Origin of the sequence: Pseudomonas sp. (assembly GCF_017744435.1) — a bacterium.
GTDB lineage: Bacteria > Pseudomonadota > Gammaproteobacteria > Pseudomonadales > Pseudomonadaceae > Aquipseudomonas.
The window spans coordinates 23,888-49,540 of record NZ_JAGIBG010000039.1 but is presented as its reverse complement, the minus strand read 5'-3'; the positions used below and the strand labels follow the sequence as shown (position 1 = coordinate 49,540).

General features: G+C 65.2%; 23 protein-coding genes and 1 riboswitch. Of the genes, 15 read left to right on the top strand and 8 right to left on the bottom strand.

What is annotated here, in order from left to right; translation table 11 throughout:
- The first annotated feature begins 417 nt into the window (after positions 1-417).
- Positions 418-1,374 (top strand): AraC family transcriptional regulator, encoded by a 957-nt coding sequence (locus tag J7573_RS22340; RefSeq protein ID WP_294340433.1) that lies wholly within the window; start codon positions 418-420, stop codon positions 1,372-1,374.
- A 6-nt stretch (positions 1,375-1,380) separates the two neighbouring features.
- Here J7573_RS22340 and J7573_RS22335 read toward each other — a convergent pair whose 3' ends face one another.
- Both J7573_RS22335 and J7573_RS22330 read right to left on the bottom strand, forming a co-directional pair.
- Entirely contained in the window at positions 1,381-2,532 is a 1,152-nt protein-coding gene (locus J7573_RS22335; RefSeq protein ID WP_159410252.1) for an acyl-CoA dehydrogenase family protein, read from the bottom strand.
- 16 nt (positions 2,533-2,548) lie between these two features.
- Positions 2,549-3,619, bottom strand: a complete 1,071-nt coding sequence (locus tag J7573_RS22330; protein WP_294340431.1) for an enoyl-CoA hydratase/isomerase family protein — start codon at positions 3,617-3,619, stop codon at positions 2,549-2,551.
- 301 nt (positions 3,620-3,920) lie between these two features.
- Between J7573_RS22330 and mdcA the strand changes: the two genes are divergently transcribed.
- The 9 genes from mdcA to madM all read left to right on the top strand — a co-directional run bounded on the left by mdcA (position 3,921) and on the right by madM (position 11,266).
- A complete protein-coding gene (mdcA, locus tag J7573_RS22325) occupies positions 3,921-5,582 on the top strand; it encodes a malonate decarboxylase subunit alpha (RefSeq protein ID WP_294340428.1) in 1,662 nt (553 codons plus the stop codon).
- Between the two features lie 104 nt (positions 5,583-5,686).
- Positions 5,687-6,553: a triphosphoribosyl-dephospho-CoA synthase gene (locus J7573_RS22320; protein ID WP_294340419.1), complete on the top strand. Its 867-nt coding sequence runs from the start codon at positions 5,687-5,689 to the stop codon at positions 6,551-6,553.
- 1 nt (position 6,554) lies between these two features.
- Entirely contained in the window at positions 6,555-6,854 is a 300-nt protein-coding gene (locus tag J7573_RS22315; protein ID WP_294340418.1) for a malonate decarboxylase subunit delta, read from the top strand.
- Positions 6,847-7,695 (top strand): biotin-independent malonate decarboxylase subunit beta, encoded by an 849-nt coding sequence (locus tag J7573_RS22310; RefSeq protein ID WP_294340416.1) that lies wholly within the window; start codon positions 6,847-6,849, stop codon positions 7,693-7,695. The genes J7573_RS22315 and J7573_RS22310 overlap by 8 nt, the downstream gene beginning before the upstream one ends.
- Positions 7,692-8,483 (top strand): biotin-independent malonate decarboxylase subunit gamma, encoded by a 792-nt coding sequence (gene mdcE / locus J7573_RS22305; protein WP_294340414.1) that lies wholly within the window; start codon positions 7,692-7,694, stop codon positions 8,481-8,483. The genes J7573_RS22310 and mdcE overlap by 4 nt, the downstream gene beginning before the upstream one ends.
- A 1-nt stretch (position 8,484) precedes the next feature.
- A complete protein-coding gene (locus J7573_RS22300) occupies positions 8,485-9,099 on the top strand; it encodes a malonate decarboxylase holo-ACP synthase (RefSeq protein WP_294340412.1) in 615 nt (204 codons plus the stop codon).
- The gene (mdcH, locus tag J7573_RS22295; RefSeq protein WP_294340411.1) at positions 9,096-10,016 is read left to right on the top strand and encodes a malonate decarboxylase subunit epsilon; all 921 of its coding nucleotides are present in this window, start codon (positions 9,096-9,098) and stop codon (positions 10,014-10,016) included. The genes J7573_RS22300 and mdcH overlap by 4 nt, the downstream gene beginning before the upstream one ends.
- 60 nt (positions 10,017-10,076) lie before the next feature.
- Positions 10,077-10,499 carry a malonate transporter subunit MadL gene (gene madL, locus J7573_RS22290; RefSeq protein ID WP_294340408.1) on the top strand — a complete coding sequence of 141 codons (423 nt, stop codon included), beginning with the start codon at positions 10,077-10,079 and terminating at the stop codon, positions 10,497-10,499.
- 2 nt (positions 10,500-10,501) lie between these two features.
- Entirely contained in the window at positions 10,502-11,266 is a 765-nt protein-coding gene (madM, locus tag J7573_RS22285; RefSeq protein WP_294340406.1) for a malonate transporter subunit MadM, read from the top strand.
- 156 nt (positions 11,267-11,422) lie between these two features.
- Here the strand turns inward: madM and J7573_RS22280 are convergent, their stop codons facing one another.
- The 4 genes from J7573_RS22280 to fni form a co-directional block, all read right to left on the bottom strand.
- Positions 11,423-11,692 carry a DUF3077 domain-containing protein gene (locus J7573_RS22280; RefSeq protein WP_294340405.1) on the bottom strand — a complete coding sequence of 90 codons (270 nt, stop codon included), beginning with the start codon at positions 11,690-11,692 and terminating at the stop codon, positions 11,423-11,425.
- A gap of 91 nt (positions 11,693-11,783) precedes the next feature.
- A complete protein-coding gene (locus J7573_RS22275) occupies positions 11,784-12,026 on the bottom strand; it encodes a hypothetical protein (protein WP_294340403.1) in 243 nt (80 codons plus the stop codon).
- A gap of 368 nt (positions 12,027-12,394) precedes the next feature.
- A complete protein-coding gene (locus J7573_RS22270; RefSeq protein WP_294340402.1) occupies positions 12,395-13,306 on the bottom strand; it encodes a LysR substrate-binding domain-containing protein in 912 nt (303 codons plus the stop codon).
- A 51-nt stretch (positions 13,307-13,357) separates the two neighbouring features.
- Positions 13,358-14,404, bottom strand: coding sequence for a type 2 isopentenyl-diphosphate Delta-isomerase (gene fni / locus J7573_RS22265; protein ID WP_294340401.1), 1,047 nt, complete (start codon positions 14,402-14,404; stop codon positions 13,358-13,360).
- 133 nt (positions 14,405-14,537) lie between these two features.
- Positions 14,538-14,744, top strand: a riboswitch (cobalamin riboswitch).
- A gap of 98 nt (positions 14,745-14,842) precedes the next feature.
- Between fni and cobW the strand changes: the two genes are divergently transcribed.
- The 4 genes from cobW to J7573_RS22245 are packed head-to-tail and all read left to right on the top strand — an operon-like array spanning position 14,843 to position 21,346.
- A complete protein-coding gene (gene cobW / locus J7573_RS22260; protein WP_294340399.1) occupies positions 14,843-15,910 on the top strand; it encodes a cobalamin biosynthesis protein CobW in 1,068 nt (355 codons plus the stop codon).
- 3 nt (positions 15,911-15,913) lie between these two features.
- Complete coding sequence (gene cobN / locus J7573_RS22255) at positions 15,914-19,675, top strand: cobaltochelatase subunit CobN (RefSeq protein ID WP_294340398.1); 3,762 nt, start codon at positions 15,914-15,916, stop codon at positions 19,673-19,675.
- 1 nt (position 19,676) lies between these two features.
- Positions 19,677-20,678, top strand: coding sequence for an ATP-binding protein (locus J7573_RS22250; RefSeq protein ID WP_294340397.1), 1,002 nt, complete (start codon positions 19,677-19,679; stop codon positions 20,676-20,678).
- Positions 20,679-20,713: 35 nt separating this feature from the next.
- Positions 20,714-21,346, top strand: coding sequence for a VWA domain-containing protein (locus J7573_RS22245; RefSeq protein WP_294340395.1), 633 nt, complete (start codon positions 20,714-20,716; stop codon positions 21,344-21,346).
- A 114-nt stretch (positions 21,347-21,460) separates the two neighbouring features.
- Here J7573_RS22245 and J7573_RS22240 read toward each other — a convergent pair whose 3' ends face one another.
- Complete coding sequence (locus tag J7573_RS22240; protein WP_027919312.1) at positions 21,461-21,727, bottom strand: hypothetical protein; 267 nt, start codon at positions 21,725-21,727, stop codon at positions 21,461-21,463.
- A gap of 345 nt (positions 21,728-22,072) precedes the next feature.
- Here J7573_RS22240 and J7573_RS22235 point away from each other — a divergent pair, with 345 nt between their 5' ends.
- The gene (locus tag J7573_RS22235; RefSeq protein WP_294340393.1) at positions 22,073-23,398 is read left to right on the top strand and encodes a sigma-54 dependent transcriptional regulator; all 1,326 of its coding nucleotides are present in this window, start codon (positions 22,073-22,075) and stop codon (positions 23,396-23,398) included.
- Here the strand turns inward: J7573_RS22235 and J7573_RS22230 are convergent, their stop codons facing one another.
- Entirely contained in the window at positions 23,399-25,600 is a 2,202-nt protein-coding gene (locus J7573_RS22230) for an LTA synthase family protein (RefSeq protein WP_294340392.1), read from the bottom strand.
- Positions 25,601-25,653: the final 53 nt, after the last annotated feature.

Below are 25,653 nucleotides of genomic sequence, written 5' to 3'. Positions count from 1 at the left end.
GAGAGGTGGTGGTTGTTGGGCGATAATCGAACGGATTTGCGGATTTGTGTTGCCTGTACCGGCCTCTTCGCGGGCACGCCCGCTCCCACAGAGATCGCGCAAGCCTGAAGCTGACGCTATTCCTGTGGGAGCGGGCGTGCCCGCGAAGAGGCCGGTACAGGCAACACAAATCCGCAAATCCGTTCGATTATCGCCCAACAACCACCACCTCTCTGTCCGCTATTCGCCCACCCAATCCGAACATCTCATTGCCCAACCCCCGCCTTTTTGCTTAGTGTGTCACTTGTGCGCCAGTGGTCAGTTGCCCCCGAAACCCTGACCCCAGCCCGATAGAATGACCGTGAACGACCGCAACCACGAGCCCAGGGCCAGTAGGAAGCGGCGCCCAGAACAATAACGATGCCGAGTGCCTAGCCTATGGAAAGCCGCCTGCTGAGCGAGCGCAGTAGCGTGTTCCATCACGCCGACCCCTATGCGGTGTCCGACTACGTCAACCAGCACGTCGGCCAGCACTGCATCGGCCTGTCGCGTACCACCCACCCACAGGCCAGCCTCAGCCACCGCAAATTCGCCGAACTCGACCTTTGCCGCATCAGCTACGGCGGCAGCGTGCGGGTTACTTCGCCGGCGCTGGAATCCATCTACCACCTGCAAGTGCTGCTCAACGGCAACTGCCTGTGGCGCGGGCACCAGCGTGAGCATCACCTGGTGCCGGGCGAACTGCTGCTGATCAACCCGGACGACCCGGTCGACCTGACCTATTCCGAAGACTGCGAGAAATTCATCCTCAAGGTGCCGACCCGGCTGCTCGACACCATTTGCGACGAGCAGCGCTGGCAGCGGCCGGACGGCGGCGTGCGCTTCCTGCGCAACCACTACCGGCTGGAAGAGCTGGATGGCTTCGTCAACCTGCTGGCCATGGTCTGTCACGAAGCCGAGGTCAGTGATTCGCTGCCGCGGGTGCAAGGGCACTACAGCCAGATCGTCGCCAGCAAGCTGATGACCCTGATGAGCACCAACATCCGCCGCGAAAGCCTGGGTACGCCGGGTGCGAGCCTGGAGCGGATCCTCGATTACATCGAGCGCAATCTCAAGCTGGAGCTGACCGCAGAGGCGTTGGCGGAGCAAGCCTGCATGAGCCTGCGTTCACTGTATGCGCTGTTCGACCGCCAGCTGGGCACCACGCCCAAGCAGTATGTGCGCCAGCGCAAGCTGGAGCGGGTGCATGCGTGCCTGAGCGATGGCAGTTGCGCAGTGCGCAGCGTGACCGAACTGGCCATGGATTACGGCTTCCTGCACCTCGGGCGGTTCTCCGAGGTGTATCGCCAGCGGTTTGGCGAGCTGCCTTCGGAAACCCTCAGGCAGCGCCACTGATGGGGCTTACAAGGGGTAGTGCTTGAGTTCACGGGCGATCAGCATGCGCTGGATCTCGCTTGACCCCTCGTAGATCTGGGTAATGCGCGCATCGCGGTAGTAGCGCTCGACCGGGTAGTCCTCCAGGTAGCCATACCCGCCGTGCACCTGAATCGCCATCGAGCACACCCGCTCGGCCATTTCCGAAGCGAACAGCTTGGCCTGCGATGCCTCCGACAGGCACGGCTTGCCCGCCGTGCGCAGCCGCGCGGCATGCAGGATCAACAAACGCGCAGCGTTCACCTGCACCTGCATGTCGGCCAGCAGGTTGGCGATGCTCTGGTGCTCGTTGATCGGCTTGCCGAACTGGATGCGGTCGCGCGAGTACACCAGCGCCGCCTCGAACGCGGCACGGGCGATGCCCAGTGCCTGGGCGGCGATGCCGATACGCCCGCCTTCGAGGTTGGACAAGGCGATGGCCAGGCCCTTGCCGCGCTCACCGAGGATATTGGCCGCCGGAATGCGGCAGTTGTCGAAGGTCACCGCGCAGGTGTCGGAGGCGCGGATGCCCATCTTGTGTTCGCTGCGGTCAACCTTGAACCCGGGGTTGTCGGTGGGCACCAGGAAGGCCGACAGGCCTTTCTTGCCCAGCTCCGGGTCGGTGACGGCGAAGACGATCGCCAGCCCGGCACGGCGGGCGTTGCTGACGAACTGTTTGGACCCATTGATGACCCATTCGCCATTGACCAGCTCGGCGCGGGTACGCAGGTTGTGCGCTTCGGAGCCTGCCTGTGGCTCGGTCAGGCAGAAGCAGCCAATCACCTCGCCAGTGGCCAGGCGTGGCAGCCAGGCCTGCTGCTGTTCGGGGGTGCCGTAGGCGAGCAGGGGGCCGCAGCCAACCGAATTGTGGATGCTCATCATCGCGCCGGTGGCGCCGCAGCCGGCGGCGATTTCCTCGACGGCCAGGGCATAGGCCACGTAGTCGGTGTAGCTGCCGCCGAAGTCTTCGGGCACGACCATGCCGAGCAGGCCCAGCTCGCCCATCTTGCGCACCACACCATCGTCGATCCAGCCGGCCTTTTCCCAGGCCTGGGCATGGGGCGCGATCTCGCCACGGGCGAAGTCCCGGGCCATGTCGCGGATCATGATCTGTTCTTCGCTCAGTTCCAGGTCTTGCATCGGTGTACTCCCGGGCTCACAGGCCTTCGAAGAATTGGTCGACCCGCTGGCGCGACAGCCCGGCCAGGGTCGGCGGGTTCCAGCGCGGCTGCTTGTCCTTGTCGATGATCAGGGCGCGCACGCCCTCGATGATGTCGCCGTACTGGAACCACTGGCGGTCGATGTGCAGCTCCATGGCGAAGCAGTCTTCCAGCGCCAGGTGGCGACCGCGGCGCAGCATCTCCAGGGTAACCGCCATGGCCAGCGGCGAGCGGCTTTCCAGCTGTTCGGCGGTCGCCAACGCCCACTGGTGGCTGTCGCCGATGCTCACCGCGCGCAGTTGCTCGATGATCGCCGCCAGGTCGGGCTGGGCGAAGAAGTGGTCGATGACCGGGCGCAGCTTTTCCAGCGGCGCATCGTCCAGCACCTGGCTGCCAAGCCTGGCCAGCAGGTTCTGCAGGTCCTTGAGCGGGTGGTCGCCGAAACGCAGCGTATCCAGGCCTTCATCCAGCGCGGCAAGCTTGTCGCTGGCCAGGTACCAGTCGGCCAGCCCGCAGTACAGCGCATCGGCGGCCTGGATCTGGGCGCCGCTGACGCCCAGGTAGGTGCCCAGTTCGCCCGGGATGCGCGAGAGGAAGTAGCTGCCGCCGACGTCCGGGAAGTAACCGATGCCGACCTCAGGCATGCCCAGGCGGCTGCGTTCGGTGACGATGCGCAGGTCGCAGCCCTGGGCCAGGCCCATGCCGCCACCGAGGGTGAAACCGTCCATCAGTACCAGCACCGGCTTGCGGTAGCGGTGGATGGCCAGGTCCAGGGCGTATTCCTCGACGAAGAAATCCTCGTGCAAGGTTTCGCCAGCCTTGTAGCTGTCGTGCAGCGAGCGGATATCGCCACCGGCGCAGAAGCCCTTGGGGCCTTCGCCGCGCAGCACCACGGCCTGCACCTGTGGGTCTTCGGCCCATTGGTCGAAGTGCTGGCGCAGGCTGCGCACCATGTCCAGGGTCAGGGCGTTGAGGCCGGCAGGGCGGTTGAGGGTGAGGTGGCCAATCTGGTTGCGGACCTCGGCCAGTACATGAGCCGTTGCCGAGGTATGAGCGTGCGCGGTCATCGCGTTCTCCCTGCTTTGTTATTGATTTTCCAAGTGAAGTCTGGAGTGCGCTGGAGGATCGCTGGATCCTGGCATGCGAATTTGCCTTGTACAATCGACAAATCTGCAGGGGCATCGTGCGTTTTTGTCGTATAGGTGGCGCACACCGGGCTGTGTACAGCCACTCTAGCAAGGTATTGCCCAAGGCCCTATCCGGCCGATCATTACGATGACCGTAACGATCAGCCCTCCAGCTTGATTGATCCCCCAATCGCGCTCGCCCTAATGTGCCCCCACGACAGCGAACCCGTGGAGTCACCCAATGACCATAACGAAGAATCCACCGCCGCAATGGTCCAGGCGACGCGCCGAGAAGCAGCGCCGCCTGGACCGCGTCCGTCACCTGGCCGACGGTGTGGTGCTGCCCACCGAGCGGATCGTCGAAGCGCTTGAACTGCTGATCGCCCCGGGCGACCGGGTGGTGCTCGAAGGCAACAACCAGAAGCAGGCCGACTTCCTCTCGCGCTCGCTGGCCAAGGCGGACCCCGAGCGCCTGCACGACCTGCACATGATCATGCCCAGCGTCAGCCGCGCCGAGCACCTGGACCTGTTCGAACGCGGTATCGCCCGCAAGCTCGACTTCTCCTTCGCCGGCCCGCAGAGCCTGCGTATCGGCCAACTGCTGGAAGACGGCCTGCTGGAAGTCGGTGCAATCCACACCTACATCGAGTTGTACTCGCGGCTGCTGGTCGACCTGATACCCAATGTCACGCTGGTCGCCGGTTTCATGGCCGATCGCGACGGCAACCTGTACACCGGCCCCAGCACCGAAGACACCCCGGCGCTGGTCGAGCCTGCGGCCTTCAGCGACGGCCTGGTGATCGCCCAGGTCAACCAGCTGGTGGACCGCGTCGACGACCTGCCACGGGTGGACATTCCGGCGTCCTGGGTCGACTTCGTGGTGGTCGCCGACCAGCCGTTCTACATCGAGCCGCTGTTTACCCGTGACCCGCGCCATATCAAGCCGGTGCACGTGCTGATGGCGATGATGGCGATCCGTGGCATCTACGAAAAACACCAGGTGCAGTCGCTGAACCACGGCATCGGCTTCAACACCGCCGCCATCGAGCTGATTCTGCCGACCTACGGTGAGTCGCTGGGCCTCAAAGGCAAAATCTGCCGCAACTGGACGCTCAACCCGCACCCGACGTTGATCCCGGCCATCGAGACCGGCTGGGTCGAGAGCGTGCACTGCTTTGGTACCGAGCTGGGCATGGAGGACTACATCGCCCAGCGCCCGGACGTGTTCTTCACCGGCCGCGATGGCTCGTTGCGGTCCAACCGCATGATGTGCCAGCTGGCCGGGCAGTACGCAGTCGACCTGTTCATCGGCGCCACCTTGCAGGTCGATGGCGACGGCCATTCTTCGACCGTCACCCGAGGCCGCCTGGCGGGCTTTGGCGGGGCGCCGAACATGGGCCATGACCCCCGCGGCCGGCGCCATGCGACCCCGGCCTGGCTCGACATGACCGTGCCCGAGACGATGCTTGAACGTGGCCGCAAGCTGGTGGTGCAGATGGTCGAGACCTACCAGGAAGGCGGCAAACCCACCTTCGTCGAAACCCTCGACGCCGTGGAGGTGGCGAAGAAAGCCGGCATGCCGCTGGCGCCGGTGATGATCTACGGCGACGACGTCACCCACTTGCTCACCGAAGAAGGCATCGCCTACCTGTACAAGGCGCGCACCTTGGAGGAGCGCCAGCAGATGATCGCCGCCGTGGCCGGGGTGACCGCCATCGGCCTGCGCCACGACCCCAGGGACACCCAGCGCCTGCGCCAGCAAGGCCTGATCGCCTTGCCCGAGGACCTCGGTATCCGCCGCACCGACGCCAGCCGCGAGTTGCTCGCCGCGCGCAGCATCGCCGACCTGGTGGAATGGTCCGGCGGCCTCTACAACCCGCCCGCACGGTTCAGGAGCTGGTGATGAATGCGCACGACTTGAAACCGCACCAGCTTCTTCGCGAGCACGCTCGCTCCCACAGGGTTAGTAGTGAACTCCAGTTCGGCGCGGTCCCTGTGGGAGCGGGCATGTCGGAGCGCCGAACCGCCGCGAAGGGGCCAGCACAGCAAACGGATATCTCCCTGGCTGATCAGTTGGCCGACCTGGCCACCGAGGCCCTGATCGACGAAGCCGACCTGTCCCCCAAACCAGGCCTGGTCGACCGCCGCAGCAGTGGCGCCCACACCGACATGACCTTGGCCCTGATGCACGCCTCGGCGCTGGCCTTGTGGCCTTGCCTGCGGCAAATGGCCGAAGCTGCGCAGGCCCATGGCGAAATTGGCCCGCCGCTGCGCGCCGAACTGGGCCGCATCGGCCGTGAAGGCGAACAGGCCATGCTCGCCACCACGGGCGGCATCAACACCCATCGCGGTGCGATCTGGGCCCTTGGCCTGCTGGTGGCCGCGCAAGCGCTCGATGCCAAGGCCGATCCCCAGGCGGTAGCCGCACGTGCCGGCCGCATCGCCCTGATCGACGACCCGGCAACCCCTGTTCAGGAAAGCCACGGCACCCAGGTCCGCCACCGCTACGGCGCCAGCGGTGCCCGCGAACAGGCCCAGCAAGGCTTCCCCGCCGTGCTCGAACACGGCCTGCCACAACTGCGCCGCAGCCGCGCCGCCGGCGCCAGCGAAAGCCACGCCCGGCTGGATGCCTTGCTGGCAATCATGGCCGCCCTCAGTGACACCTGTGTGCTCTGGCGCGCCGGCCCGCAAGGCCTGCAAACCCTACAGGCAGGCGCTCGTGCGGTGCTGCAAGCGGGCGGCTGCGCCAGCCTCGATGGCCGTCGTCAGTTGCGCCTGCTGGACGCACAACTGCTGCAACTGAACGCCTCACCGGGCGGCGCCGCCGACCTGCTGGCCGCCTGCCTGTTCCTCGACAAAGCCGGGAGCCTGTGAAATGGAAACCCTGAACTTTCAATTCCCCGCCGCCGAGCCTGGCCGTGGCCGCACCTTGGTCGGCTGCGTCAGCTCCGGCGACCTGGAAGTGCTGATCGAGCCCGGCAACGCCGGGCGCCTGGAGATCCAGGTGGTCACCTCGGTCAACGGCAGCAGCGCACGCTGGCAGCAGCTGTTCCAGCGCCTGTTCGAAGGCCGCACGCTGCCTGCGGTGAAGATCGACATCCACGACTTCGGTGCTACCCCTGGCGTGGTGCGCCTGCGCCTGGAGCAAGGTTTCGAGGAGATTGCCCATGACTGACATCGCCCGCCTGCTGCAAAGCCGCAGCTTCGTCGAACTCGGCGCCCGCCAGCGCGCCCGTGCCTTGCTCGATGCTGGCAGCTTCCGTGAACTGCTCGGCCCGTTCGACCGCCTGATGTCTCCGTGGCTGCCACGCCAGGGCATCGTGCCCCAGGCCGACGACGGTGTGGTCATCGCCAAGGGCCTGCTCAATGGCCGCAATACGGTAATTGCCGCCATCGAAGGCGCGTTCCAGGGCGGCAGTATGGGCGAGGTCGGCGGTGCCAAGATCGCCGGCGCTCTGGAGTTGGCCATCGAGGACAACCGCAACGGCATTCCCACCTGCGCCGTGCTGTTGCTGGAGACCGGTGGCGTGCGCCTGCAAGAGGCCAACCTTGGCCTGGCGGCCATTGCCGAGATCCAGGCGGCGATCGTCGAGCTGCGCGGCCACCAACCGGTAATCGGCCTGATCGCAGGCTCGGTTGGCTGCTTCGGTGGCATGTCCATCGCCGCCGGCCTGTGCAGCCACCTGTTGGTCACCCGCGAAGCTCGCCTTGGCCTCAACGGCCCGCAAGTGATCGAGCAGGAGGCCGGTATCGCCGAGTACGACGCCAAGGACCGCCCGTTCATCTGGAGCCTGACCGGGGGCGAACAACGTCACGCCAGCGGCCTGGTGGACGGTTATGTGGCGGATGACGTCGACAGCATCCGCCAACACTTGCTGCAACTGCTGGAAACGCCATCGGCCAATCGCGCCGGCTGCCACGCCTGGTACCTGGAGCGCCTGGCCAGCCTGGGCGTCGACTGCCCGCAACTGGACGCCGCCGCCGTGCGCGCCCTCTACCAAGGAGATGCCCCATGAACCGTGCCCTGAACTGGCTGCCGGGCCTGGCCGCTGGCGAAGCGCTGTCGGGCTATCCCGCTTCACTGCGGGTGATCGATGGCGAACTGGACAATCGCCTGGCGCGCTTCATTGCCGTGGTACCCGACGCGCACAACCCGTTCCCACGGGCGCGTGCTGGCGAAGTCGGCCTGCTCGAAGGCTGGGGCCTGGCCAAGGCGGTGAGTGAGGCGGTCGAGTTGGACCGCGAGGGCGAGAAACGGGCCATCGTCGCCGTCATCGATGTGCCGAGCCAGGCCTATGGCCGTCGCGAGGAAGCTCTGGGTATCCACCAGGCACTGGCAGCCGCCGTGCAGGCCTACGCCCAGGCGCGCCTGGCCGGGCACCCGGTGATTGGCTTGCTGGTCGGCAAGGCCATGTCCGGCGCCTTCCTTGCCCACGGTTATCAGGCGCAGAGGCTGATCGCCCTGGATGACAGCGGTGTGATGGTGCATGCCATGGGCAAGGCGGCCGCAGCGCGGATCACCTTGCGCAGTGTCGAACAACTGGAGGTACTGGCCGCCGAGGTACCACCGATGGCCTATGACCTCGCCAGTTACGCGTCGCTGGGCTTGCTTTGGCGGCGCCTCCAGGTCGAGAGCGCCGATGCACCGAGTGCCGCTGACATTGCCCAGGTACGCGCCTGCCTGGCCGAGGCTGTGCGAGATATTGGCCATTCGACTGACCTCAAGTCACGCCTGAACGGTGGACACCGCAGCGCCTCCCGCGACGTGCGCGCCCGCCTGCGCAGCCAGTGGCAGGAGGCCTGAGATGAACCTGCCGCAGCCACATGACCTGCTCTGGGGCATGCCCCCGGCCGACCTGCCTGCCGATGCGCCTGCCTGGGCCGTGCGGGCATTGGCAGCCGGGCAGCCGGTGGTGGTGCGGCGTGCCGCCTGCGACAGCGGCTGGGTGGCAGTGGGCGTGCGTGGGCAGGGGCGGGAGCAGCGCCTGGGTGTGCACATGCGTGTGCGCGATATCCAGCGGCAGCTAAGCCCCGAGGCATTGCGCGGGGCGGGGCAGAGTCCCTGGCCAGCCTTGCGGGCGCTGGTCTCGGTGGCACCTGTGCTCGATGCCTGCGGCCTGGCTTGGGGGCCGACGGGAGGGGTCGGCTACCAGTTGGCCACCGGCTGCAATGTCGTGCATGGCACCAGTGACCTCGACCTGCTGGTGCGCACGCCACAGTTCATGGCGCGTGCGAAGGCGTGCGAGTTGCTGGATATTCTCGATTGCGGCCCGTGCCGTATCGATGTGCAACTTGAGACGCCAGCCGGTGCTGTGGCCCTGCGCGAGTGGGCTGGCCTGGCGCGCCGGGTGTTGCTGAAATCAGCCCAGGGTGCACGCCTAGTCGCCGACCCTTGGAATGCGCTGGAGTGTGCAGCGTGAGCAGCCTGTTCGCTTTCCCAGGCCAGGGCGCGCAACAGGCAGGCATGCTGCAGCGCCTGCCCGAGGGCGCCGCGCTGCTGCTGGAAGAAGCCAGTGATGCACTGGGCGAGCAGGTAGCGACCCTCGACACTACGCCGGCCTTGCAGTCGACCCGTGCCGTGCAACTGTGCCTGCTGCTGGCCGGGGTGGCCTGGGCGCGCTGGCTGCAGCAGCGCAGCCCGGCGCCGGACTTTGTGGCCGGCCTGTCCATCGGTGCTTATCCCGCTGCCGTGACAGCCGGGGCACTGCAGTTTGCCGATGCGGTGCGCCTGGTGGCCTTGCGTGGCGAGTTGATGCAGCGGGCCTACCCACAGGGATACGGCATGACCGCCCTCAGCGGCCTCGACTTGAGCAGTGTCGAACGCCTGCTGGAGGACGTGGGCGGCGAGGTGTACCTGGCCAACCTCAACAGCGATAACCAGATCGTCATCGCCGGCAGCGACACGGCCATGGCCGAGGTCGCCGCCAGGGCACGTGCCCGCGGCCAGGGCGTGGCCCGGCGCCTGGCGGTGAGCGTGCCATCCCACTGCGCATTGCTCGCCGGCCCGGCCGCCGAGCTGGCGGCTGCGTTCGCCAGCGTCGAACTGCGGCGCCCGCGCATCACCTACCTGAGCGGCAGCAATGCGCGGCCGATCTTCGATCCACAGCGCCTGCGCGATGACCTGGCCGGCAACATGGCCCGGCTGGTCGACTGGCGTGCTACGTTGCGCAACGCCTATGAACGTGGCGTGCGTCTGCACCTGGAAATGCCGCCGGGCAGCGTGCTCAGCGGCCTGGCTTGCCCGGTGTTCGAACAGGGCAGGGTGGTTGCCCTCGAAGCCACCCGCTGGGACACCGTTGACGCGCTGCTGCGCCAGGAGGTGGCCGACAACCGATGACGGCGCTGCAACTCGAAGAACAACAACAAGCAACTTCGACTCAAGCTGAGGACAACAACAATGATCATCTATGGTGTGGCTCTGCTGGCGGTATGCACGCTGGCTGGCGTTATCGTCGGCGACTTCCTGGGCGTGCTGCTGGGCGTCAAATCCAATGTGGGCGGGGTTGGCATCGCCATGATCCTGCTGATCTGCGCACGGCTGTACATGCACCGCAACGGCGGTATGAGCAAGGAGTGCGAGTTCGGCGTCGGCTTCTGGGGCGCCATGTACATCCCGGTGGTGGTGGCGATGGCCGCCCAGCAGAACGTGGTCACCGCCCTGCACGGCGGGCCTGTGGCGCTGCTGGCGGCAATCGGTGCGGTGCTGGTGTGCGGGCTGACCATTGCCGTAATCAGCCGCAGCCATCGCGGCGAACCCTTGCCGGCGCTTGATGCACCTGAAGTTGCCAATACGCAGGTTGCCCCTGCAGGAGGGCGCTGATCATGTGGCCGATCATTGACAATGCCCTGGAACACAATGGCCTGATCACCGCCTTCGCGGTGGTCGGCGGGATCATGTGGTTGTCGGTATTGCTGTCGAAGTACCTGACCTTTGGCCGGGTGCACGGCTCGGCGATCGCCATCGTCATCGGCCTGGTGCTGGCCTGGGTCGGCGGGACAGTGACCGGTGGGCAGAAGGGTCTGGCCGACATGGCGCTGTTCTCTGGCATCGGCCTGATGGGCGGGGCCATGCTACGCGACTTTGCCATTGTCGCCACGGCATTCGAGGTGCAAGCCACCGAAGCACGCAAGGCCGGGCTGATCGGTGCGCTGTCGCTGCTGCTTGGCACCGTGCTGCCGTTTATCGTCGGTTGTGCTGTGGCTTATGCCTTTGGTTATAGGGACGCAGTGAGCATGACCACCATTGGCGCCGGGGCGGTGACCTATATCGTCGGGCCAGTGACCGGGGCGGCGTTGGGGGCGAGTTCAGATGTGGTGGCGCTGTCGATTGCCACCGGGTTGATCAAGGCGATTCTGGTGATGGTGTTCACGCCGGTTTCGGCGCGGTTGCTGGCGTTGGACAATCCGCGTTCGGCGATGGTGTTTGGTGGGTTGGCGGGGACGGTGTCGGGGGTGACTGCCGGGTTGGCGGCTACTGATCGGCGCTTGGTGCCTTATGGTGCGCTGACTGCCACCTTCCATACCGGGTTAGGGTGTTTGATGGGGCCTTCGATACTGTATTTCTGTGTCAGAGGATTGGTTGGCTAGTGGCGCGTTCCCTGTGGGAGCCGCGCTTGCCGGCGATGGGCCGCAAAGCGGCCCCGCGATTTCAAGGTTGTTGCATAAATTGCCGGGGCCGCTTCGCGGCCCATCGCCGGCAAGCGCGGCTCCCACAAGTACAAGCGCATGCCTGGAAGTTGGTGATCAAGGCGTTTTCATCATGCCCAGTTCGGCATCATCGAGCAGCGCCTTGGCCAGGGCGCTGAGGTAGTGCGAGGCCCAGAGCAGCTGAGGTTTGTCTTCCATGAGCCCGTCGATGGTCAGGTCGCGAACATAGCCCATCAGTTCAGAGGCCTGTTCACGGGCGCTTTGGCAAGGGATTCCGGGTTCGATACGGAAAAGGGGATGGGTCTGGTTTTCACCTTGGAAGAAGGTGGTTTTGCCGACTGTGAATTGGGTTTCTTCGGTGGCCATGGCTTGATCCCCCTGAAGTTGTAACTGCCTGGGCTGGCCCTGCCGCCGACAACCCTGCGAAAGCGTCGGGCCAGGCTCATCATGATGCGGATTAATGCAGCGAGTGCGGATCGGCTGGCTTCTGGATTTGAGTTAGCGCCGATTCGAGCAATTTGCGCAGGGAATCCAATTCGTGCATTGACGTCATGATCAACAACGACACGGGTGATTTGGGCTGCATCAACATCGCCTGCTGGGCAACGACTTCTGCGCAAAGTGCGTAGTCGGCCGCCATCATCAGTGTGTCTTCGAGGGAGTGGAGATTGTAGGGTGGATCGGGGACTATCTTCAGCATGCTTACGCTCCAACAATGGTTGAGCTGCACACCGATCAGCCGTCAAGCATGGAGAGTGGCAACTGTACGCAGGTTGACGGACCGAGATTGTTGGCACTCGGCGCACTCAATGTGCCCGTACGTACAGCCGCCATAAGCGTATGCACACGAACAACAATCTACGGCCCGTCAAGGTCGGTCGCTGAATTGGCAGCGACCGGCCGAGACTAGGATCCACGTTGATCATGTGCAACGAAAAATGGGCGTCGGCAGTATCTTTGGGAAAGGTCCTACAAGGAAGGGGCTAAATCTGATTTTTTCAGCGGCTAGGCGTAACAGGATGTAACGCGTGAGCGTGCAGGCGCTATCTCTGCCGTGAATGGTCCAACTCAATTTTCCCGGCTGTACATCCGGCATTCAGCTAACAAAGCCAGCAAATTGGGCTCTCGTTCCCGGGCCTTCAGAAACACCACACCGATATGCTGCTGCAGCCGGTAGCGCGATTGCAGTGCAATCAACTTCACGCGGTTCTCGTAAACCGCTGCGATCCGCCCCGGCAGCAGCGCGAAGCCAACCCCCGAACTGACCATGCTCAGCAAGGTAAAGATGTCGTTCACCTGCATCGCCACCTTCGGCTCGAACCCGGCCTGCTGGAACACCCGTGCGCCGTCGCGGTGGGTGGCGAAGCCCTGGGTCAGGGTGATGAAGGTGGAGTCGGCCAGGTCCGCCAGGTCCACTTCCTGCTGCTCGGCGAACGGTGAATCGGTCGGCACGGCAAGGAAAATGTCGTCGGAGAACAGCGGCAGCTGCTCGCATGCCGGGTCCGCGACGCTTTCGTCCAGTGACACCAGAATCGCTTCCAGCTCGTGGTTTTTCAGGCGTTGCAGCAGGTCGACGTTGGAGCCCAGGGTCAGGTCGATGTTCAGTTCGCTGCGCCGCAGCTTCAGGCCCATCACCAGCTTTGGCACAGTCTTGACGGTCAGCGAATACAGCGCGCCAAGGCGGAAGCGTTCGGCATAGAAACCGGCCGCCTCGCGGGTCTGGCGCACCATCTGCTCGGCGTCCTGGATCAGTTGGCGGGCTTTCTTCTCCAGCACGTAGGCGCTTTCCAGCGGGATCAGCTGGCGGCCTTCGTGTTTGAACAACGGGCAGCGCAGGGCGCTTTCCAGGGAGTGGATGGCGCGGTGCACGCTGACTGCGCTGGTGGACAGCTCGGCGGCGGCGCGGCCGAGGTTGCCGCTGCGCATGAAGGCGAGGAAGGTTTCGAGCTTTTTCAGGGTCAGTTCTTCGTCGATCAGCATGCACAGGGGCCCGAGGGAAGTGAGCCGCTGATCATGCCACAGCAGCCAGCGTCATGGCGGCGTCAGGTTGCCCGGCAGCAAGCGCGCACGGCGCAGTTGCGCAAGGTTGCGCGAGCCGGTACAGAAGCAGGCGATGCGCAACTGACGCAGGAGAATATCGAAATGTTCCACCACGGCCTGGGTGGAGATCATTGCCGCATTCAGTACATTGGCGGCCTGGCCTACCAGGTCGGCACCGAGGCGAATGGCCTTGGCGGCATCGACGCCGTTGGCCACGCCGCCGGAAGCGATCAGGCCGATTTCCGGTACGGCACGGCGTACCGCCAGCAGGCACTGCGCGGTCGGGATGCCCCAGTCGGCAAACGCCAGGGCGACTTCGCGTTCTGCGGCGTTGCCGGCGCGCTCGGCTTCCACGGCTGCCCAGCTGGTGCCGCCGGCACCAGCCACGTCGATCATGGCTACGCCAGCGTCGTGGAGCATGCGCGCCACGCGGGGAGAAATGCCGGCACCGACTTCCTTGACGATCACTGGTTCTGGCAACTGGGTGGTCAGGGTTTCGATGCGTTTCAGCACCCCGCGCCAGTCACGATCGCCTTCTGGCTGTACGGCCTCCTGCAGTGGGTTCAGGTGGATGATCAGGGCATTGGCCCGCAGGGTGTCGACGGCGCGGCGTGCCAGGTCCAGGCCGTCGGCCTCTCGCAGCTGGGCCGCGCCTAGGTTGGCCAGTAGCGGCACATCCGGTGCCAGGCGGCGCAGCTCGCCGGTCAGGCCCTGGTCCTGGCCGCTGCGCAGGCTGACCCGCTGCGAGCCTACGCCCATGGCGATGCCCAGCGCCTGGGCGGCTTCGGCGAGGTGCTGGTTGATGAAGCGTGCGCGTTCGGCGCCACCGGTCATGGAGCTTATCAGCAGTGGGGCGCGTAGTGCTTGGCCGAAAAGTTCGGTGCCCAGGTCGATGTCGTCCAGGGCCATTTCCGGCAATGCACAATGTTCGAAGCGCAGTGCTGACCAGCCAGGGTCCACGGTATGGGCGGTGGTGCCGGCGGCCAATACGATATCCAGGTGATCGTCCTTGCGTTGGCTTAGCGGGGTTTTCTTCATGCCGGCTCCATGTCGAGGGGGCAGCAGTTGTATGGCGCTTGTGTTGTATAGATAAGCTGAAATATCAGGCAGCAGGGCATGCTGCTGGTTCCTTTGGCGGACACCTGCCAGTTGACCACCCGCCACCCCCCGCGTAGCCTTGCGTCTTCGAGGTTCTTCGGCCCTGCCGAAGCTAAGACGGGAACGCGGTACAAGCCGCGGCTGCCCCCGCAACTGTAGGCACCGACAACGGATCGACACAGCCACTGCGCCAACGCGCGGGAAGGCGTCATCCCGCCAGACTCTTTACCGGGCTGGAACGGTGCAAGCCAGGAGACCTGCCTCGAGACGATTTCGACTTTCAACCGGGCGGGGTGATCCGGTGGCGAACGAGCCCGGCCGGCCTGGCCCGCGCTTTCGTCCCGTGTGCCCGCGCCATCCTGCCAAGGGCAACGCGACATGAAAACACTGGCCAAGCTCCCCGTCACCATCGTTACCGGCTTCCTCGGCTCGGGCAAGACCACCTTGCTCCGCCACATGCTCGACAACGCCCAGGGCCGTCGCATCGCGGTCATCGTCAACGAATTCGGCGAGCTTGGCATCGACGGCGAAATCCTCAAGCAATGCAGCATCGGCTGCACCGAGGAAGAAGCCAGCGGCCGCGTCTATGAACTGGCCAACGGCTGCCTGTGCTGCACCGTGCAGGAAGAGTTCTTCCCGGTGATGCGCGAACTGGTCGCACGCCGCGGCGACCTCGATCACATCCTCATCGAGACCAGCGGCCTGGCACTGCCCAAGCCTCTGGTGCAAGCCTTCCAGTGGCCAGAAATCCGCAACGCCTGCACCGTCGACGCGGTGATCACCGTGGTCGACAGCCCGGCCGTGGCTGCTGGCACCTTCGCCGCCTACCCGGACCAGGTCGACGCACAACGCAAGCTCGACCCCAACCTGGACCACGAATCGCCGCTGCACGAACTGTTCGCCGACCAGTTGGCCAGTGCCGACCTGGTGGTGCTGAACAAGGCCGACCTGATCGATGCCGAAGGCCTGGCCAAGGTCCGTGCCGAAGTGGCTGAGGAGCTGCCGCCAGCGGTCAAGGTGATCGAAGCCAGCAGCGGCCGGCTGCCGCTTGAAGTACTGCTGGGCGTGGGCGCAGAGTCCGAGGCGCACATCGATGGCCGTCGCACCCATCACGATTCTCACCATGATGGCGATGATCATGACGATCACGACCACGACGCCTTCGACTCGATCTCCATCGACTTGCCCGAAGCCGACGAAAGCCTGCTGCTCGATGCCCTGACCCAGCTGGTGGTGGAGTTCGGCATCCTGCGCGCCAAAGGCTTTGCGGCCATCCCTGGCAAGCCGATGCGCCTGTTGGTTCAGGGCGTTGGCACCCGTTTCGACAAGCACTTCGACCGCGCCTGGCGCGCCGACGAGCCACGCATCACCCGTCTGGTGCTGATCGGCCAGGACCTCGATGCCGTGCAACTGGAAGCGCGCCTGCGCCAGGCCCTGGGCGCCTGACCCGTGCACCTGCTGCGGACCCAGCCCGGCGGCTTCGTGCCGGACGACAGCATCGCCGACCTCGGCCAGACACCCGCCGACCTGGTGATCCTCTGCAGCGGCGACTCGCACCTGGCATTGCTCGCCGAAACCGCCGAGCAACTGCCGGACGATTTCCCCAGCCTGCGCCTGGCCAACCCGATGCAAGTGCAGAACCATGCCTCGGTCGACCTGTATGTCGACGAGGTACTGCGCCATGCCAAGGTGATCCTGGTGTCGCTGCACGGCGGTGTCGGTTACTGGCGCTACGGCGTCGAGCAGCTGGTCGAGCTGGCAGCACGCGGTGTGCAACTGATCCTGGTGCCCGGCGATGACCGCCCGGACCCGGAGCTGACCGGCCTCGGCACGGTCATCGGCGAGCCGGCCGAGCGTCTCTGGCACTACCTGCGCCAGGGCGGCAAAAGCAATGCCGTCAACCTGTTCAAATGCCTGGCCAACCAGTGGCTGGGGCGCGATTACCGTTGGGACGAACCGCAGCCTTTGCCGCGGACTTCGGTGTATCACCCGCGCAAACCTAGCGCGCTGCTCGAAGACTGGTACAGCCAGTGGAACCCCGAATACCCGGTGGCCCCGCTGTTGTTCTATCGCTCGCACCTGCAGGCCGCCAACACCGCCTTCATCGACGTGTTCTGCGAGCGCTTGCAGGCCGCCGGCCTCAACCCGCTGCCCATCGCAGTGGCCAGCCTCAAGGAAAGTGCTTGCCTGGAACAGGTCGAGGCCTGGCTGGACGACGTGGGTGCGCAGGTGTTGATCAACACCACAGGGTTTGCCTTGTCCAGTCCGGAACGCCCCAACCTGCGCCCGTTCCGCCGTGACATCCCGGTGCTGCAGGCCATCTGCGCGCAGGATAACCAACCCGGTTGGGAGGCTAGCGAGCAGGGCCTCGGCGCTCGCGACCTGGCCATGCACATCGCCCTGCCGGAACTGGACGGACGCATCATCACCCGCCCGGTGAGTTTCAAGGACATGGCCTGGCGCAGCGAGCGCAGCCAGTCCGACGTGGTCTGCTACCGCGCGCACCCCGAGCGCATGGACTTCGTCGCCGAGCTGGCACGGCGCTGGGTCGAACTGGCGCGCCTGCCCAATGGGCAAAAACGCGTGGCCCTGGTGCTGGCCAACTACCCGACCCGCGATGGCCGCATTGGCAACGGCGTCGGCCTGGACACCCCGGCTGCCGCCCTGAACATCCTCAAGGCGCTGCAGGCCGAGGGCTATCCGCTCGCGGAGCTGCCAGGCAGCGGCACGCAATTGATTCATCAGCTGCTTGGCGGCGTCACCAACGACCTCGAACACCTCGACCAGCGCCCCTGCGCCCAGAGCCTGAGCCTGGCGGACTATAAGGCGGCGTTCGAACGCCTGCCCGAGGCCAACCGCCTGGCCGTGATGGAACGATGGGGGCCGCCCGAGCAGGATCCGATGTACCGCGCAGGCCGCCTGATGGTAGCTGGTTTGCGTTATGGCCTGACCTTCGTCGCCATCCAGCCGGCGCGTGGCTATCAGGTCGACCCCAGCGCGGTCTACCACGACCCGGACCTGGTGCCGCCGCATGGTTACCTGGCGTTTCACTTCTGGCTGCGCCATGCCTTTGCTGCCGATGCCGTCATCCACGTCGGCAAGCACGGCAACCTGGAATGGCTGCCCGGCAAGGGCGTCGGCCTTTCCGCGCAATGCTGGCCGGACGCGCTGCTCGGCCCGCTGCCGAACATCTACCCGTTCATCGTCAACGACCCTGGCGAAGGCGCCCAGGCCAAGCGCCGGACCCAGGCGGTGATCATCGACCACCTGATGCCGCCGCTGACCCGTGCCGAAACCTACGGGCCCTTGCGCCACCTGGAGCAGCTCGCTGACGAATTCTACGAAGCCCAGTTGCTCGACCCGCGGCGCGCGCGTGAGCTGCAGCGCGACATTCTGGAACTGGTCAAGGCCAACCACATCGACCGTGAGTTGCAGCTGGAAGGCCAGCTGGACGATGCCGCCGTGTGGCTGCCGCGCCTGGACACCTATCTGTGCGACCTCAAGGAGTCGCAGATTCGCGACGGCCTGCATGTATTCGGCCAGTCGCCGCAGGCACGCCTGCGCATCGATACCTTGCTGGCCTTGCTACGGGTGGAGCGTGGCGATGGCCGCGGTGGCAATGCCAGCTTGTTGCGAGTGCTGGCCAAGGCACTGGCGCTGGGCTTCGATCCGCTCGATTGCGACCTTGGCGAGGCCTGGTCAGGCCCGCACCCGGCGCTGCTGCAGGCCGTGCAAGAGGGCGCTTGGCGCACCTGTGGCGATACCCGCGAGCGCCTTGAGTTGCTTGCGCTGCGCATCATCGAGCAGGCACTGGAGGGGGATGCGCAATTGCCCGAGCAGTCCGAATGGCAGCCGGTGCACGAGGTGATAAAAGCCCTGCGCGAGCAGGTCGCACCGGACCTGGATGCGTGCGGTGCGGCAGAAATCAATGGGCTGCTTGCTGCGCTGGCCGGGCGTTTCGTACCGGCCGGCCCCAGCGGCGCACCCAGCCGTGGTCGCCTGGACGTATTGCCCACCGGTCGCAACTTCTACACCGTGGATGTGCGCAACCTGCCGACCACCACGGCCTGGCGCCTGGGGTTCGCCTCGGCCAACCTGATCCTCGAACGGCACCTGCAGGACCATGGCGACCATTTGCGCCAGCTGGGCCTGTCGGTGTGGGGCACGGCAACCATGCGCACCGGTGGCGACGACATCGCCCAGGCCATGGCGCTGATGGGCGTGCGCCCGGTGTGGGCTACCGGCAGCCAGCGGGTCGACGACTTCGAGATCCTGCCACTGAGCCTGCTCGACCGCCCACGGGTCGACGTGACGTTGCGGGTTTCGGGCTTCTTCCGCGATGCCTTCGGCAACCTGATCCGCCTGTTCGATGCGGCGGTGCAGGCCGTGGCGGCACTGGACGAGCCGGACGACCTCAACCCCCTGGCTGCACGGGTGCGCAGCGAGCGCGCCAGCCTGCAGGCGCAGGGCGTGGACGCCGAACAGGCGGCGCGGCAGGCGGGTTGGCGGGTATTCGGGGCCAAACCTGGCGCCTACGGTGCCGGCGTGCAGAACGCCATCGATGGCCGCTTGTGGCACAGCCGTGACGACCTCGCCGAGGTTTACCTCAACCATGGCGGCTACGCCTACGGCGCCAGCGATGAAGGCACCCCGGCGCGCGCCCAGTTCGCCCAGCGCCTGGGCCAGGTGCAGGCGGTGCTGCAGAACCAGGACAACCACGAGCACGACCTGCTCGATTCCAACGATTACTATCAGTTCCAGGGCGGCATGCTGGCGGCGTCGGAGACCTTGTCTGGCGGGGTAGTGGCCAGTTACCACGGCGACCACAGCCAGGTCGACCGGCCGCGGATCCGTACCTTGAAAGAAGAGCTGAACCGCGTGATCCGTGCCCGTGCCCTGAACCCGAAATGGATCGACGGGGCGAAACGCCATGGCTACAAGGGCGCGTTCGAGCTGGCCGCGACCGTCGACAACCTGTTCGCCTTCGACGCCACCACGCACCTGATCGACGACCATCACTACCAGTCGCTGGCCGATGCCTACGTGCTCGACCCGGCGACCCGCGACTTCATGCGCGAGCACAACCCCGAGGCCCTGCGCGACCTCACCGAACGCTTGCTGGAAGCCCAGCAGCGCGGGCTTTGGGAAGCCCCCGGTGAGTACCGCGAGGCGCTTGAGGAGCAATTGCTCGACGGCGAGGAACAGGCTTGAAATGAGTGAACCCGTACAATTCCCACTGGCAGCCGTGGTCGGTGCCGAGGACCTCAAACTGGCCCTGTGCCTGACCGCCATCGACCCGAAGATCGGCGGCGTGCTCATCGAAGGCCCACGCGGCATGGCCAAGAGCACCCTGGCGCGCGGCCTGGCCGACCTGCTGGGCGAGGGCCCATTCGTGACCTTGCCGCTGGGGGCGAGTGAAGAGCGCTTGGTCGGCACGCTGGATCTGGATGCCGCGCTCGGCCAAGGCAAGGCGCAGTTTTCCCCTGGTGTGCTGGCCCACGCTGATGGTGGCGTGTTGTATGTCGATGAAGTCAACCTGCTGCCAGACACCCTGGTTGACCTGTTGCTGGATGTGGCCGCCAGTGGCACCAACCGCATCGAGCGTGACGGCATTTCCCATCGGCACAGTGCCCGTTTCGTCCTGATCGGCACCATGAACCCCGAGGAAGGCGAGTTGCGCCCGCAACTGCTCGACCGCTTCGGCCTGAATGTGGCGCTCGATGGCCTGCCAGCCCCAGAGGCGCGCCAGCAGATCATTCGCCGGCGGCTGGCCTTCGACAGCGACCCGCAGGCATTCTGCGAGCAGTGGGCCAGTGCCCAGGCGCAACTGCGCGAGCGCTGCCAGGCGGCGCGCCAGGGGCTGGCGGCGATTGCCCTGGACGATCAGGCCCTGGCCTGGATCACCGAGCGTTGTTTCGCCGCCGGCGTCGATGGCCTGCGTGCCGACCTGGTCTGGTTGCGCGCCGCCCGTGCCCATTGTGCCTGGCGCGGTGGCCAGGCGATCGAGGAGGGGGATGTCGAAGCCGTGGCCGAGTTCGCCTTGCGCCATCGCCGCCGCACATCGCCCGATGCGCCAGCCACTTCGCCACCCGGTGCAGCGGATGGCCGCGACAGGCAGGACGAAGGCGGGCAGGGCGATTGGGGCGCGCTGCCAGCGCAGCCTGTGAGCAGCGGTGCGCGGCGAGAGGTGCCGAACTGGGCAAAAAAGCCCTGAGCATCCGCCAGCCAGGTTTGAAGATGGCGGATGCCATGCCCCGTGTCGGCAAACTGGCGGGTGCCAGCCGTGGCCGCGCCCGTGCGGCATCCTCTGGCCGGGTAGCCTGGCTGCCGACCTTGCTCAAGGGGCGCCCGAAGCTGCGCCAGGATCTTTGCTGGCAGCAGCGCCAGGCCCAGGCCAATGAACTGTGGCTGGTGATCGTCGACGCATCGGCTTCGACGCGGCGCCATCAGGCCCTGGCGCAGTGCAAAGGCCTGCTGGCCGAGTTGTTCGACCAGGCCTATCGGCAGCGTGCCCGTCTAGCCCTGCTGACGGCCAGCGGTGGCGTACCGCAATGGCAGCGTCATGGCCTCAAGGCGTCGGCAAACCTGCAGCCTTGGTTGCAGGCTCTGGGGGCTGGCGGCGGCACGCCTTTGATCGCAGCGCTCGAGCAGGCGCGGCGCTGGCTGCAGGCCCGGCAGAAAGCCCATCCCCACGAGTTGCAGCGCTGCCTGGTATTCACCGATGGTCGGCTGCAACGCTGGAATGCCGTGCACCCCATGCCTTGTTCAACGGTGTTGGTGGACATGGAATTGGCGCCAGTTCGCCTGGGCCGGGCACAACAGTTGGCCACGGAACTACAGGCCGACTATCAGCATCTTGAGCAATTCAAGGTAATGGAGTGAGTTAGGCGAAAGGGATAGGCGCGACACTATGTCGCAATAAGAAAGTTGCCTGGCAGGCCAATGAAAAGTTGTTCAAGTGCGTGCCGGGCACGCACTTGCAGGGACGCAGCGATATTACTTCGGCATCGACCAAGGCTGAAGGTCATAACCTTTCTGGCACAGTTCGGCGCGTACTTCCTCGATCAGGCTGGCCCATTGTGCAGGGTCGGAATAGATACGCGACGATACTTGTTTGCTGCCGATACGGGTGCTGGTCCGGTCAATCACCGCCAGGCTCAGCTCGCCGGTGCCGTTGGGCGCATCCCAGGCAACGCACTGGAAGGGTTCGAAGGCGTGGTCGGCAATCAGCAGTGCCTCGTTGACACGCAGCGGTGCATTCATGGTTCGGTCTCTCTATGGTCCCAAACATCGAAATTAGGTCCGCGTAACTGCTACGTCGCTTCAGGTGTTATCGCGATCCGCAGCGCGGGGTTACTCGTACTGATGCTCCAAGTTAGGGGTGGAGTCACACAGCGCGTGTAAAATTTTTTGCGAGTTACAAATTTTTTTGTTTCCCAGCGCCGCTGTGACGCCAACAAATATGAAAAATTCCCGAACGGTTCTGGCTGTGCAGAATCCGGCAGACAGACGGTCGTGGGCGGCGTCAAGTTCGTTGCTACTGTTAATTCGGCGCCGCAACTTACTGTTTTCATGTAAAAAACCAACAATTGGCGCCAAGGAACGGTCATGCACGAGACTGCCGCCCTGCGTCGCTTGCTTATCGTCGACCCCTGCGACGATTGTCACCGTCTGTTACCCGGCCTTGAGAGTGCCGGCTGGGAGGTTCACAGCTGTGGCCTGGACCTGGCCCTGGAGCATCGTTGCGATATCGGCCTGTTGCGCCTGCAGGCGTCGCACCTGCGTCATCCGGACGCGGTCAAGGACATGATCAAGCGCAGCAACACCGAGTGGATTGCCGTGCTCAACGCCGAGCAGTTGCGCATGCAGAATGTCGGTGATTTTGTCTGCGAGTGGTTCTTCGATTTTCATACCTTGCCTTTCGACTTTTCCCGCGTATTGGTGACGCTGGGGCGCGCGTTCGGCATGGCCCGTCTGCGCGGCAAGGGCACGGTGCGGGTGGATGGGCTGGAACATGAGCTGCTGGGTGACAGCCGGCCGATCCTGGAATTGCGCAAATTGCTCGGCAAGCTGGCGCCTACCGAATCCCCTGTGCTGATCCGTGGCGAGAGCGGCACCGGCAAGGAGCTGGTGGCGCGCACGTTGCACCGGCAATCCCAGCGCAGCGAAATGCCGTTCATCGCTATCAACTGCGGGGCGATACCTGAGAACCTGATCCAGTCCGAGTTGTTCGGGCATGAGAAAGGTGCCTTTACCGGTGCCCATCAGCGCAAGGTGGGGCGGATCGAGGCGGCCCATGGCGGCACCTTGTTTCTCGACGAAATTGGCGACCTGCCTCTGGAGTTGCAGGCTAATTTGCTGCGTTTTCTGCAGGAAAAGCACATCGAGCGCGTGGGTGGAAGCCAGCCGATACCGGTCGACGTGCGGGTACTGGCAGCTACCCATGTCGACCTGGAGAAAGCCATCGAGCATGGGCGCTTTCGTGAAGACCTCTACTACCGGCTCAATGTGCTGCAAGTGGTGACGGCGCCGCTGCGTGACCGGCATGGCGACCTGTCGATGCTGGCCAACCACTTTTCGCACTTCTACAGCCTGGAAACAGGCCGCAGGCCCCGCTCATTCAGCGATCATGCGCTGGCAGCGATGGGGCGCCACAACTGGCCTGGCAATGTACGTGAGCTGGCCAACCGGGTAAGGCGCGGGCTGGTGCTGGCCGAAGGGCGCCAGATCGAGGCCCAGGATCTTGGCCTGCAGGGCCTGGAGCAGGAAGAGCAGCCGCTGGGCACCCTGGAAGACTACAAGCACCGGGCTGAGCGCCAGGCGCTGTGCGATGTGCTGGACCGGCACAGCAACAACATGAGTATTGCCGCGAAGGTGCTTGGGGTATCACGGCCGACGTTCTACCGGCTGTTGCACAAGCACCAGATCCGCTGATCAGCTGGATTGGGCGATATGCCCGTCCGACAATTCCTCCAGCGGCTCTTCCTCGCCCGGTAGCGCGGTGATCACGCTGAAATCACTGACCTCGACCTCGCCACCGCCGTAACCGAGCAGGTGGAACGAAAACGCTTTGCGCACCGTCGGGTTATCGAAGCCGAATTCCATTTCCAGCGGTTTGTCGGCGGTTACCTGGATCTCCTCGGGCAACCCCAGCGGCACATCCTGCTCCAGCTCCTTGGCCTTGAGCTGGATATAGGCCGGGTGCTGCGGGTCCAGCGACCGTACCTTGACCCGCACGCGGGTATGCGAGCCCTCGGGCATTTCCAGGTACTGCGCGCCGATCAGGTTGTCAGCCCAGTCGTCGCGGATGCGTGCCTGCAACTGAATGGCGGACGGGCCGCCGAACTGGTAACGCAGGTTGAGCGGCGTCTGCAGCAGGGACTGGTCGAGCACGCCGGCCAGCGCGCCGATCTGTGCACCTAGGGTGCTGTCGCCGGGACCGAGATAGCGGGCCTTGTCGGCGATGAAACCTGGGCTTTCGTAGCGGCGGCAGCGCTGCTGGAAGTCGCACTCGGTGAAGACGCCCTTGCCATCGTGGTAGCGCAACATGCCGTTGGTGTAGGAAATCATCTCCCGGCCGCTGTCGTAATCGCGGTACAGCGAGCGCCCGCCAAGGGCGACCGGGATCGGCAGGGCAAAGTAGTCGAGCAGCGACGTGGCCAGGTCGATGTGGCCGTAGGTACCGGTCTTGATGTGCGGCAGTTGCGCTTGCTCCGGTGCCAGGGTCAGGTTGAAGCCCCAGGACGAGGCCAGGCGCACGCCATCAATACCGTGGGATTCGTCCGAAGTGACCACTACCAATGTGTCCTTGAGCACGCCCTGGCGTTCGAGGTTGTCGAGGAAGGCGCCGATCGCATCATCGAGGTAGGCAACCGCCGCTTGCTTGGCAGTGTCGTAACGTTGCAGGTATTCCTCGGGGGCGGAGTAGGGCTGGTGGGTACCAACGGTCAGCAAGGTCAGCATCCATGGGCGGTCTTGCTGGCGCAGCTGGCCGACATAATCCAGGGCGCCTTCGAAGAAGGCCCGATCGTCCTTGCCCCACGGGAACTCCAGGTAGTTCTTGTTGCTGAACCACTCAAGCCCGTGAACCGAGTCGAAGCCGATATGCGGCATGATCCGGTCCTTGGCCATGAAGCGCAGGCCCGCGCCTTGCAGGTAGTGAGTGGTGAAGCCAGCCTGGCGCAGCTGTGCCGGCAGGCAGGCCTGGTTGCGCTGTTGCTGGGTGAGCAGCTCGACACCCTTCGGCGTGCCATTGGCCAGCTTGTCGTAGTCGCCGCACAGCATCGCATACAGGCCGCGGATGGTCTGGTGGGTGTGCAATACGTAGTCTGGGGTGTTCATGCCGCGTTCTGCCCAGTGGCTGAGCTGGGGCATCAGGTCTTCGTCGAAACGGCTGTGCAGGGCCTGGCGGTTGGGGCGCACATAGGCGCCCGGGATGCCTTCCAGGGTGATCACCAGCAAGTTGCGGGCGCGGCCTGGCGCTGCCAGCAGCTTCTGCCCGCTCAGGTCATGCTGGGTCAGGCCGGCACTTGGCAGCGGTGTGACGGTGGTCGTCTGGCCGGCCCAGTGCTGGACCTGACGCTGCAGATCGCCGGTGGCGGCAGTCAGCAACTGATGGGGAAGGTTGTACTGGCGCCACTGGTCAGCCTCGCTCGGCGCCAGGTGCTGGCTGCCCCAGTGGGCCGCGAACAGCAGTGCCGGGATGGCCCAGGCCTTGCGCGTGAACGGCTTGCCAGGTTGGCGGCGGCTGCGCCAGGCGCTCCCCAGCCAGGCCAGCAGGCCGCCACCCAGCAATACGGGCAGCCAGGCATGGGCCAGGCCGCCACCGGTGGAGTTTTCCATGAACTGCGGGTCGAACAGGTAGCTCAGGTCGGCACTGTTCGGCAGCCTGCCAACGGCGCTGACCAGTTCGGCCGAAGCCACCCAAAGCGCGGCCCAGGCCAGCAGAACCGGCAGCGCCAGCCACCACGCGCGGCGATGCAACAGCAACACCAGCAGGCTGCCCAGCGCCAGGTCCGACAGATAGCCATAGGGGCTGGACCAGCCCAGCGCCGCGCGCACGACCAGGGGAATCACCAGCACCAGTGTTGCCAGGGCGAGTAGCCGGGTGCGAGGTGGGCCTTGCAGGTTCTTCACGAAAACTTTCCTTTTTGCCATGAAATCGTCACATATTTGTGCGCGATGATAAC

Coding starts and splice junctions, on each gene's coding strand:
- J7573_RS22340 (WP_294340433.1), top strand. CDS start 418: ATGGAAAGCCGCCTGCTGAGCGAGCGCAGTAGCGTGTTCCATCACGCC.
- J7573_RS22335 (WP_159410252.1), bottom strand. CDS start 2,532: ATGCAAGACCTGGAACTGAGCGAAGAACAGATCATGATCCGCGACATG.
- J7573_RS22330 (WP_294340431.1), bottom strand. CDS start 3,619: ATGACCGCGCACGCTCATACCTCGGCAACGGCTCATGTACTGGCCGAG.
- mdcA (WP_294340428.1), top strand. CDS start 3,921: ATGACCATAACGAAGAATCCACCGCCGCAATGGTCCAGGCGACGCGCC.
- J7573_RS22320 (WP_294340419.1), top strand. CDS start 5,687: ATGTCGGAGCGCCGAACCGCCGCGAAGGGGCCAGCACAGCAAACGGAT.
- J7573_RS22315 (WP_294340418.1), top strand. CDS start 6,555: ATGGAAACCCTGAACTTTCAATTCCCCGCCGCCGAGCCTGGCCGTGGC.
- J7573_RS22310 (WP_294340416.1), top strand. CDS start 6,847: ATGACTGACATCGCCCGCCTGCTGCAAAGCCGCAGCTTCGTCGAACTC.
- mdcE (WP_294340414.1), top strand. CDS start 7,692: ATGAACCGTGCCCTGAACTGGCTGCCGGGCCTGGCCGCTGGCGAAGCG.
- J7573_RS22300 (WP_294340412.1), top strand. CDS start 8,485: ATGAACCTGCCGCAGCCACATGACCTGCTCTGGGGCATGCCCCCGGCC.
- madL (WP_294340408.1), top strand. CDS start 10,077: ATGATCATCTATGGTGTGGCTCTGCTGGCGGTATGCACGCTGGCTGGC.
- madM (WP_294340406.1), top strand. CDS start 10,502: ATGTGGCCGATCATTGACAATGCCCTGGAACACAATGGCCTGATCACC.
- J7573_RS22280 (WP_294340405.1), bottom strand. CDS start 11,692: ATGGCCACCGAAGAAACCCAATTCACAGTCGGCAAAACCACCTTCTTC.
- J7573_RS22275 (WP_294340403.1), bottom strand. CDS start 12,026: ATGCTGAAGATAGTCCCCGATCCACCCTACAATCTCCACTCCCTCGAA.
- J7573_RS22270 (WP_294340402.1), bottom strand. CDS start 13,306: ATGCTGATCGACGAAGAACTGACCCTGAAAAAGCTCGAAACCTTCCTC.
- fni (WP_294340401.1), bottom strand. CDS start 14,404: ATGAAGAAAACCCCGCTAAGCCAACGCAAGGACGATCACCTGGATATC.
- cobW (WP_294340399.1), top strand. CDS start 14,843: ATGAAAACACTGGCCAAGCTCCCCGTCACCATCGTTACCGGCTTCCTC.
- J7573_RS22250 (WP_294340397.1), top strand. CDS start 19,677: ATGAGTGAACCCGTACAATTCCCACTGGCAGCCGTGGTCGGTGCCGAG.
- J7573_RS22245 (WP_294340395.1), top strand. CDS start 20,714: ATGCCCCGTGTCGGCAAACTGGCGGGTGCCAGCCGTGGCCGCGCCCGT.
- J7573_RS22240 (WP_027919312.1), bottom strand. CDS start 21,727: ATGAATGCACCGCTGCGTGTCAACGAGGCACTGCTGATTGCCGACCAC.
- J7573_RS22235 (WP_294340393.1), top strand. CDS start 22,073: ATGCACGAGACTGCCGCCCTGCGTCGCTTGCTTATCGTCGACCCCTGC.